We start from the raw sequence: 9,369 nt of genomic DNA, 5'->3' as shown, positions 1-9,369 counted from the left end.
AGGATAAGAGGAATATTGCCTTTAATAGCACCTAAAAACGGAACCCTTCACTATTTAACGGAATACTTCTTCTTTTTAAATAGCTTTATATCCATATTTCTCAAGTTCTGTAAAAATGGTCTTTAAACGCGGGTTCCCTTCGCCAACGATTTTTTCTTTAATAACGACAACCGGATAAAACATGTCCTCTTTAATTACTCTTTTGGCGAAAATTAGTTTTTCATCTTCCCCAGAAGGCTGGTAAATATCAACGTAGGTCATTTTAACGGGCTGGTCAGGAAACTTTCTAGCAATAGCCGCTTCTAGCCATTCAAAGGTTTCTTTGGAGGAAGGCAAATTAACACAGCTTGGACATAAGGTTTGTGCACCATAAAGAACAATTTCCACTTCATTCGTATTCATAAAACCATTCCTGTCTTTTTTCTTTTATTTTACTTTATTTATAAAATAAAAACGACGAATATGTCTTTAAATGTGTCTTTCCCTTATTTCTGAGAATGGATTTTTAACGCGGATGACATTATAATATATTTAGGAAAGGAGTCGATTAATATGGAAGAACAACAAATGTTTGAGCAAGTTCAAGAAGTATTAGATAAATTACGTCCATTTCTTCTTCGCGATGGCGGGGATTGCGAATTAGTAGATGTAGAAGATGGCATTGTTAAGCTCCGCTTACTGGGTGCGTGCGGCAGCTGCCCAAGTTCCACCATCACATTAAAAGCAGGTATCGAAAGAGCCCTTTTAGAAGAAGTTCCAGGTGTTGTGGAAGTAGAACAAGTATTTTAATGAATGAGGAAAAGCGATTGCCAATGTCGGCAATCGCTTAATTTATGTGGTCAAGCCTTCACTAAGGGCATCCAATCTTTATTCACCAGCGTCGTTGGAGCTTTTCCTTCTATAATCGCCTCGATATTTTCAATACATAACTGCATCATCGCCACTCTCGTTTCAATACTAGAGCTGCCGATATGCGGCAGGGCAACGACATTGGTGAGCTTAAGTAACGGGTGGTCGGCATTGATTGGTTCTTTTTCAAAAACATCTAGCCCTGCCCCAGCAATGTCCCCTGCAACAAGCGCCTCATACAATGCCTGTTCATCGACAACAGGCCCTCTAGAAGCATTAATGAAAATTGCAGACTGTTTCATTTTTTTAAAAACCTCACGGGTAAACATTCTCTTTGTTTCGGCAGTAAGAGGAGTTAGACAAACGATAAAATCGGACTTTTCCACGAGCTCATCAAAAGACACATATACAGCACTCAGCTGCTGCTCGATCTCAGGTTTTCTTGAACGGTTATGATATAGAATGTTCATATCAAAACCAGTTGCTCGTTTGGCAACAGTTTCGCCGATTTTCCCCATTCCCACAATACCAAGGGTTTTATGGTGAATATCCTGACCTGCTAAAAGTAAAGGGCTCCAGCTTACCCATTTTCCCTCTTTCACAAACTCTGCAGCTTCGACAATCCTGCGAGCGGTTGCCATAAGCAAACCGAAAGTTAAATCTGCTGTTGTGTCCGTTAAAACATCGGGTGTATTACAAACAGCAATTCCCTCCCTGCTAGCGGACTTTATGTCAATATTATCAAATCCCACTGCTAGGTTAGCCACAACCTTTAAATTGGTTCCTGCAGCAAAAATACTTTCATCGATGGAATCCGATAGAACTGTCAGCAGCGCATCCGCTTTTTTAGCTTCTAACAATAAGATCTCTTTTGGAACGGGAATATCTTCATGTTCCCACATGTTCACTTCATATTTTTGCTGTAGTGGTTTCAATATTTCTTCCGGAAGCTTCCGGGTAATATAAACGTAAGGCTTCATCCTATGTCACTTCCTTGGCTGTTTTCAATTATTTTACCATATGTTTTTTACCACCATCCTCTAAAAACTTCGAAAACGCTAACTTATTGAAAAAGCCACTCCAGTTGTGGAAGGTTCATGCGTTTAATCGGTGCTCCCGACATTTGAAAGAATCCCGCCAAAAATCGTTCATATTCACTTGATTGTCTTAATATTTTCCTAAGGCTGTCTTCTAACACCTTCTTGTCCTGTTCAGAGCGCGTTATATAATAACTCTCAATACAATCAAAATAGTGCAGTGGAAAGATTAACCGTGAATATAGTAAGCGCCAGGAAAAGGAAGATAATGGAGCAATGCTTTGGTATTCCGCAAAAAACTGCCTTAATTCTACATCATAAGTCTGGATATTACGAAAATACCTCTCCCTTGTCCACTCAGCCAGGTCACGGCTTCGATGGTCAAACACCCAGTCAAACGGATTTTTAATCAAGTAATGGTTATAAGGTCCCCATGTGTTATTGTTAAAACGTTCATGACAAACCGTGCCGCTATCTGTTTCTAATGGTTCATCATCAAGTTCGGTATCGACTAAATATTGAATCGCATTCTCGGTTAATCCAAGATAATAAGGAAAAGAATCGATAAACATTCGTTCAAACTCGTCTTCAGGAGTTTGAAAGAGAATACCATTCCAAACCTTTTCCATCTGTTCAAGTCGTTTTTCCCACAAGGACTTCCATTGTCCAGTCCTGCTTGATCGTTCTATTTGAAAAGGGACCATACGGCCACGCTCATGGAATTTTGCAAGCTTCCGGCCTAATTTTATATTTCGCTGCTCTTCAATCTGCCGATTGGCTAACACACAATATTTTTTTTGTTCCCATGTCGTAATTAACTGACCTTCCTTAGACTGCAAAAAGATGGGAGCATTTTGATCCCCATAATTCCTTAAATGTTCGGCAATTTTTTCAAGTTCGGTAATATCTGCTTCTTCCTTGCCAGCCGGATTAGAAATTAAATAAAGCCAGCCATTTCCCCTCAGTGCATCATAGGCATCTAATTTTACATGTTCCTTCACTGTGATTCCATATTGGTTTTCAAGCATTTTCTGAAGCATCTTTCCACCCCGTTCTCCAAACCTCTTTTTAACTCATGTATATGTTTTAGCTTTAAAAAACTTGTTGTCTTCGCTGTTTTTTTTAAGAATAACCGAAAAATATGGAGGAGATGATATGATCCTGAATGGCTCTTTTTGCATTTAAATTGCATATAATATGGAAATAGAGTATAAATATAGTCAAAACCTAAAGAAAAGGTGATCAAAGAATGGCAGACGACAAAAAAGTAGATCTAACCGAAGAAACTGCACGCAGATGGATGAAGGAACGAGGCGTTGAAGTCCAAGACATAGGCGATTTAGTCTTCTTTTTGCAGGAAAAATATCATGAAAATTTGAAAATGGAAGATTGTTTAGCCAACGTAGAACGAGTCCTTTCAAAACGTGAGGTACAAAATGCCATTCTTACAGGAATACAGCTTGATAGGCTCGCCGAAAAAGGGCTACTCGAGGAACCTTTGCAATCGATCATCAGAACAGATGAAAGTCTATATGGTGTCGATGAGGTACTCGCCTTTTCGATTGTGAATGTTTACGGTTCCATTGGGTTTACCAATTATGGATACATTGATAAATTGAAGCCTGGGATTTTAGCACATCTAAATGATAAATCAACAGGTGAATGTCATACATTTTTAGATGATATTGTTGGAGCGATTGCAGCCGCTGCTTCAAGCAGATTGGCACACCGCGCAGCAAGAGCAGAAAAGGAAAAATAAGAAAAGCGGAAGCGCTCGTTTAGCGGCGTATAGACTGGAGCGCTTCGACTGAGATAAAGGAAAAGAGAAAAGCGGAAGCGCCTTGAACAGGGGCGATATAGGGAGATTTATCGACTGGCAAGTAAAGCGAAGCCAGAGATTAGTCTCCCTTAATGCGTACAGAAAGCGATAGCTTTCTGTAGCCAGGCATAAGACGAGCCCCTAGGCGCTGCAGCTAGACTGCACGGAGAGCGATAGTGATCCGATGTTGACTTATCTTAGGGAGAAGCGCGAAGTCTACTAGCCGCTGGGCGCTCCTCGAAAAAGCTAACGCTTTTCCTTCGTGCGAGGTTCCGCTTCCGAAGCTTATTCTTATGGAGCTAGACAATTCTCAAAGTCTAAATTTATACTTTCTATTCTCTTAAAAAATTGAAAAAGGATGGTTTTTTCCATCCTTTTTATAGTTCCCACTTATCTAAGGTATCAATCGAATAAGTCGGCATCCTGTCATAACCGGCCAGCAATTCTTTCGTCGTTACTCCTGTATGAACTAATAATGTATCAATACCGGCATTCATTCCCGCTGATATGTCAGTATCATAATTATCACCAACCATAAGGGTTTCTTCTTTTGCCGTTCCTAAAACCTTTAGGGCCTGTTCCATAATAATCGATTCAGGCTTGCCGATAAAAATTGGCTTTGTTTGAGTGGAAACGGTAATAACCGATGTCAGCGACCCATTGCCTGGGAGCAGTCCCCTCTCCGTTGGTATCGCAATGTCGCCATTTGTAGATATGAATGTTGCTCCGTTACGAACTGCCAGGCAGGCAACGGCCAATTTTTCATAGCTAATCGAGCGGTCGATTCCTATCACGACAAAATCAGCATCTTCACCGGCAAATTGCAGTCCTTTTTCTTCAATGGCTGTTCGAATTCCCTCTTCTCCAATCACATAAACGGAAGCATTATTTTTTTGTTCATATATATAATTAGCAGTTGCCTGACTTGTCGTAAACACAAGCTTTTCTTCAGCAGGGATGTCAAAGCCCATTAGTTTTTCGGCCACCTGTGCCGGCGTTCTCGAAGAATTATTGGTCACAAATAAATAAGGGATACCGTGATCCCGAAGATTCTTGACGAAGTCGGAGGCCGCTTCAATCCGCTCTGTCCCTTTATACATCGTTCCATCTAAATCAATCAAATAGCCTTTATATTTTTTCATGCCCCATCACCTTCCTAAAAATTATCATTCCCAATCAAAAGAAAAAGACCGCGCTAACGGTCATTTTTTAAACGCCGAAACTGGTCCTAATTCATTCGTGAAATAATTATGTACATATGCCGAAAAATTTACTAATTCCGGAAGGTGCTTTGAAAACTGTTCCTGAAGTTCACGATGGTCAATTTTTATGTAATCCTGGACAAGCACTTTTCGATATTGAATAAGGATTTTTAAACTTTCCCCTGTTTGAGCTGTAATGACCTTCTCGTCTATTAATATGTCAATAATGTCCTCATAACTGCCTGGGTCACGCATGATAAAGCCATCAATCATGGCATTTCCAACATCTAGAACTGACTCAATCATCATTTGGCCTAAACGCTCTAATGCTGTCTTCTCAAGTGGTGTTGACCAATCCTTTTGGCCACGGAAGAGATTGATTTGTCCTTCTAAATAAACTAAAGTCGCTTCAATTTTTTCTCTGTCAACAAAATACATTCCAGTCCACTTCCTTCATTTAGTCTTCTCTATGCAGCCATCCCGTTTATATTGTAACACAATCTGATGCTGTTCGTATTTTTTCGTGAGCAGAAATCAGTGAATCTTGCAATGATACTCCCATCATAACCCGAAATTTGATACTATAGAGGTGATGAAAAACAGTCAAAATCATAAAGGAGAACATTTAATGACAGAACGCTTTTTCTTATACGATGATACAGAGGATACAAAAACAAGATTTGTCAGTTTTGTTGGAGAAAACCAGCGCTTTGATTTAGCTATTGTTCAAACCAGCCGCCATTATGGAAAGCAATTGGTTCTGGATATGCAGGGAAATCGCTTTGCCATCATTGGCCAGGACGATTTGCAGGAAGAAGGCTATTTAGAATTTGCTTTTCAATTAAATGAAGTAGACGCTGAAGAACTGCGATCATTCTTAGCTGAAATCGTCTGACCTGCACATGTTTTTCACCCCGCCTTGCAATAATAAAGTGTAAAGGAGTGAAAGCATGGGAAAAACAAACTCTAAAAAATATACTGAATTATCTACTGTTGAAAAACAACAAAATGTTCTTACTGCCCAGGAATTTCCCGAAGGTTCTTATGGATCCTTCATTAAAAAAGATGAGCCAGTGCAAAATAAGAGTACACCGTGGAAAGAAGGACAGCGAAAATATAGTGCCTATAATTACGAATTCAAGTCACTGCATGAGGATCTACCTCGGCAAATAGAAGGTGCTCATCCACCCCACGATGATCCGGATACAAATATTCAGCCGCCCTATTCAAACCAGTAAAAAAATGAGAAGAGTCAGTTTCCTGATCCTTCTCATTTTTTCACCTTTTTTAAAACAAAATAGGCACAGCCGAAATTGCAGTATTCATAAAGAAACTCACTCAGGGTGCTTATTTTTGTATCAAATGTAGCCTTTTGATTTTGATCATCGAAGAAACCCTTTAGGCGTAGCTGCCCATAACCCCAATCGCCAACAATATAATCATATCTTGATAAAATATCGCTGTACCTTGCTTTAAAGGCTTCTTCATTATACCCATCCCGATATTCCTGCAGAATTTCATAAACGGTATTGTTGATAACAATCATCCTCATTCACCTCATTTTACCCAGCAAATACCTAATACCCATTATAACCGATTCCCCATCAATTACTAAGAAAAAAAAACCTCCCTTTGGCTATTCTAATAAAAGGAGGTGTAGAAATTGAAAAAAATGCTCATAATTGCAGGATTATGTACGATCACTACGTTAACCGGATGCACAAAGGATACTGCAAAAAACGATATTTATGAAGAAAGCGGCAATACCATTAACGTCAATAATAAAAGACATGAGCTTTACAATGAAGGAGCAAGTCGGGGAGTTCGTAACGTAAGCAACGATTATGGCTATGTCCGCCACCAAAAGAGTCCGTTGATGAATGATAAAACAGCGAATAACCATTACACAGCACTTGACCGTGAGCAGCTCGCGAACATAATAAGCAAGTATAGTACAAATATTCCTAATGTCAATGACGTGGCAACACTTGTCACAGACCAAGAAGTGTTAATTGCCTATGATACCAATTCAAAAGACCGTAATCTAACAGCTGACCAAGTAAAAAAGACCGCGATGTCGGTTGTGCCAAGATATTACCACGTCTATGTCACAGATAATAAAGTGTTAATGCGCGATGTTGAAAACCTGGCTAACACCGATTCAACAGGCAAAAATGCCCGTAATTTGGTCAATGGGCTCATTACGCAAATGAAAAAATCTCCACAAGGCCAGCGAGTAAATTCAAGTGAAGATGCAAATGGCCTGACACCGGATGATAAAACAAATCGTTAAAAAAGAGTTCAAGCCTATTACAGGCTGAACTCTTTCTTTATTACGCTTCTTTTGCTTTCTTTTCACCAAGCAATTGCTTGTGCTTCGCTGCGGCATTGACTTGTTCATCGGCATGATACGAAGAGCGGACAAGCGGGCCTGCCTCGCAATGGCTAAACCCTTTGCTGATGGCAATTTGCTGTAATTCTTTAAATTCATCAGGGCTATAGTACTTTTCTACCTTTAAATGACCCTTGGTCGGCTGCAGATATTGTCCAATGGTCATGATATCCACATGATTCGCCCTTAAATCATCCATGACTTCTAGAATTTCTTCTTTTGTTTCACCAAGACCAATCATTAAGCTTGATTTTGTTGGAATGCTTGGCTTCATTTCTTTTGCACGGCGGAGAAACTCAAGAGAACGATCATATTTCGCGCGTGCTCTGACTCTTGGAGTTAACCGTTTAACTGTCTCAATGTTATGATTTAGGATATCCGGTTTCGCATCCATTAACACCTTTAAATTTTCTTCCTTGCCGCCCATATCGGAAGGAAGGACTTCGATACTTGTGAATGGATTTTTCCGGCGAATAGCTTTAACTGTTTCAGCAAACACAGCCGCGCCGCCATCTTTTAAATCATCACGAGCTACTGCTGTAACGACGACATGCTTTAGGTTCATCAATTGAACAGAATCAGCTACTCTTTCCGGCTCCTGCCAATCAAGTTCTGTTGGCAGCCCTGTTTTTACCGCACAGAAGCGGCAGGCACGTGTACAAGTATCTCCTAGTATCATAAAGGTTGCTGTACGTCTTACTGCCCAGCATTCGTGAATATTCGGGCAGCGGGCCTCCTCACAAACCGAGTGAAGATTCTTTTCACGCATCATTTTCTTTAAGCCTGTGTAAGACTCATTGGTGTTCAGCTTTATTTTTAGCCATTCCGGCTTACGTAAAATTTCTTCTTTTTTACTCATTTTGACACCCCTTGAAATCCCATTATGTATAATCTTCTGTTGTCACTTTATCATACTGAAATAGGAACGACAAGCATTCAACTAGTTGTTTCTTTTTACCAATCCTAAATCCATTGATTTTATGGTTCATTTTTTGATTACCAATTATTAGCGATAATGAAATAGCCTAATAGTCATAAACTAACCTTGTACATTAATTGGAAGGAGGATTCCTGTTGCGGGCTGTTCTCATTATTGGAACTATCCTTATACTCTTTACTTCTACATTGTCTGTCAGGGATGCTCATGCAAAAGAAGAACCTGATCCCTATCAGGAAAGATTGAAGCTATATAAAAAAGTTGAAACGGTTACCCAAATTCCTTGGTATTATTTAGCGGCTATTGATCAATATGAAAGAAGCATTCGTTTTGCCCGCCGCGATTTACCAAAACCAGAAAGTACCATTTCAATTTATTTCAAGCCTGAACAATGGGGAGGTTTAACCAATCCTAACCCTACGGAAGAAAACCCAGCCATTATTCAGTTTTTTAATGGTATTGGTGTTGATGGAGATGGAGATAGAAAAGCGAGCTTAAAGAGTGATGAGGATGTTTTATATGCGTTTGCAAATTATCTTCTTTCATTTGGAATCGATCAAGATAATATAAAAATTGGTTTATGGAATTACTATCATCGCGATAAAACCGTAGGAATTATTGAAGGAAAAGCAAAAATTTATCGTCATTTTGGCAGGCTGGATTTAGATAAACAGGTTTTCCCAGTTCCTCTTAACAGTAATCACAGCTATCGCAGCACCTGGGGGGATGCCCGCGGCTGGGGTGGAAGAAGAATCCATGAAGGTACCGATATTTTCGCCGGTTACGGAGTCCCAGTACGTGCTACAAGCTATGGGATTATTGAAATGAAGGGATGGAACAAGTTTGGCGGCTGGAGAATCGGTATCCGCGACATTAATAACACGTACCATTACTTCGCCCATCTTAGCGGTTTTGCTAAAGATTTAAGGGTCGGCCAAATTGTTGAGCCTGGAATGGTTATTGGCGGTGTCGGCAGTTCTGGATATGGGCCTCCAGGCACCTCCGGAAAATTCCCGCCACACTTACATTACGGAATGTATAAGGACAATGGAATTACGGAATGGTCGTTTGATCCTTATCCACACCTTGCAAAATGGAAACGTCTTGAGCGGATGAATATGAAACGGAAATAG

13 protein-coding genes are annotated in these 9,369 nt (G+C 40.0%); 6 read left to right on the top strand and 7 right to left on the bottom strand.

What is annotated here, in order from left to right; translation table 11 throughout:
* Nucleotides 1–75: 75 nt before the first annotated feature.
* Nucleotides 76–402, bottom strand: coding sequence for a YuzD family protein (locus tag V7150_RS05130; RefSeq protein ID WP_335514371.1), 327 nt, complete (start codon nucleotides 400–402; stop codon nucleotides 76–78).
* Nucleotides 403–552: 150 nt separating this feature from the next.
* Between V7150_RS05130 and V7150_RS05125 the strand changes: the two genes are divergently transcribed.
* Nucleotides 553–789 carry a NifU family protein gene (locus V7150_RS05125; RefSeq protein ID WP_283920041.1) on the top strand — a complete coding sequence of 79 codons (237 nt, stop codon included), beginning with the start codon at nucleotides 553–555 and terminating at the stop codon, nucleotides 787–789.
* A gap of 50 nt (nucleotides 790–839) precedes the next feature.
* On the opposite strand, the gene V7150_RS05120 is transcribed toward V7150_RS05125, so the two are convergent.
* Nucleotides 840–1,829 carry a 2-hydroxyacid dehydrogenase gene (locus V7150_RS05120; RefSeq protein WP_335514366.1) on the bottom strand — a complete coding sequence of 330 codons (990 nt, stop codon included), beginning with the start codon at nucleotides 1,827–1,829 and terminating at the stop codon, nucleotides 840–842.
* A gap of 83 nt (nucleotides 1,830–1,912) precedes the next feature.
* Nucleotides 1,913–2,926: a spore coat putative kinase YutH gene (gene yutH / locus V7150_RS05115; RefSeq protein WP_335514363.1), complete on the bottom strand. Its 1,014-nt coding sequence runs from the start codon at nucleotides 2,924–2,926 to the stop codon at nucleotides 1,913–1,915.
* Nucleotides 2,927–3,135: 209 nt separating this feature from the next.
* On the opposite strand from yutH, the gene V7150_RS05110 reads away from it, so the two are divergent.
* Nucleotides 3,136–3,645 (top strand): phosphatidylglycerophosphatase A family protein, encoded by a 510-nt coding sequence (locus tag V7150_RS05110; RefSeq protein ID WP_335514360.1) that lies wholly within the window; start codon nucleotides 3,136–3,138, stop codon nucleotides 3,643–3,645.
* 437 nt (nucleotides 3,646–4,082) lie between these two features.
* On the opposite strand, the gene V7150_RS05105 is transcribed toward V7150_RS05110, so the two are convergent.
* Together V7150_RS05105 and V7150_RS05100 are read right to left on the bottom strand one after the other, a co-directional pair.
* On the bottom strand, nucleotides 4,083–4,847 hold the full coding sequence (locus V7150_RS05105) for a TIGR01457 family HAD-type hydrolase (protein ID WP_335514358.1): 765 nt from the start codon (nucleotides 4,845–4,847) through the stop codon (nucleotides 4,083–4,085).
* Nucleotides 4,848–4,907: 60 nt separating this feature from the next.
* Complete coding sequence (locus tag V7150_RS05100) at nucleotides 4,908–5,345, bottom strand: DUF86 domain-containing protein (RefSeq protein WP_335514356.1); 438 nt, start codon at nucleotides 5,343–5,345, stop codon at nucleotides 4,908–4,910.
* 190 nt (nucleotides 5,346–5,535) lie between these two features.
* On the opposite strand from V7150_RS05100, the gene V7150_RS05095 reads away from it, so the two are divergent.
* Together V7150_RS05095 and V7150_RS05090 are read left to right on the top strand one after the other, a co-directional pair.
* On the top strand, nucleotides 5,536–5,802 hold the full coding sequence (locus V7150_RS05095; RefSeq protein ID WP_335514354.1) for a DUF3055 domain-containing protein: 267 nt from the start codon (nucleotides 5,536–5,538) through the stop codon (nucleotides 5,800–5,802).
* Between the two features lie 55 nt (nucleotides 5,803–5,857).
* Complete coding sequence (locus V7150_RS05090) at nucleotides 5,858–6,145, top strand: cytosolic protein (protein WP_335514351.1); 288 nt, start codon at nucleotides 5,858–5,860, stop codon at nucleotides 6,143–6,145.
* Between the two features lie 32 nt (nucleotides 6,146–6,177).
* Here the strand turns inward: V7150_RS05090 and V7150_RS05085 are convergent, their stop codons facing one another.
* Nucleotides 6,178–6,453 (bottom strand): YutD family protein, encoded by a 276-nt coding sequence (locus V7150_RS05085; protein ID WP_335514349.1) that lies wholly within the window; start codon nucleotides 6,451–6,453, stop codon nucleotides 6,178–6,180.
* Between the two features lie 126 nt (nucleotides 6,454–6,579).
* Between V7150_RS05085 and V7150_RS05080 the strand changes: the two genes are divergently transcribed.
* A complete protein-coding gene (locus tag V7150_RS05080) occupies nucleotides 6,580–7,200 on the top strand; it encodes a YhcN/YlaJ family sporulation lipoprotein (RefSeq protein ID WP_335514402.1) in 621 nt (206 codons plus the stop codon).
* A 40-nt stretch (nucleotides 7,201–7,240) separates the two neighbouring features.
* On the opposite strand, the gene lipA is transcribed toward V7150_RS05080, so the two are convergent.
* Nucleotides 7,241–8,158: a lipoyl synthase gene (gene lipA, locus V7150_RS05075; protein WP_335514346.1), complete on the bottom strand. Its 918-nt coding sequence runs from the start codon at nucleotides 8,156–8,158 to the stop codon at nucleotides 7,241–7,243.
* A 215-nt stretch (nucleotides 8,159–8,373) separates the two neighbouring features.
* Here lipA and V7150_RS05070 point away from each other — a divergent pair, with 215 nt between their 5' ends.
* Complete coding sequence (locus V7150_RS05070) at nucleotides 8,374–9,369, top strand: M23 family metallopeptidase (protein ID WP_335514343.1); 996 nt, start codon at nucleotides 8,374–8,376, stop codon at nucleotides 9,367–9,369.

The sequence above is a fragment of the Neobacillus drentensis genome, from assembly GCF_036965245.1.
GTDB lineage: Bacteria > Bacillota > Bacilli > Bacillales > Cytobacillaceae > Neobacillus > Neobacillus drentensis_G.
Note: the sequence above shows the minus strand (reverse complement) of the source record. Positions and strands in the feature narration are given on the sequence as shown.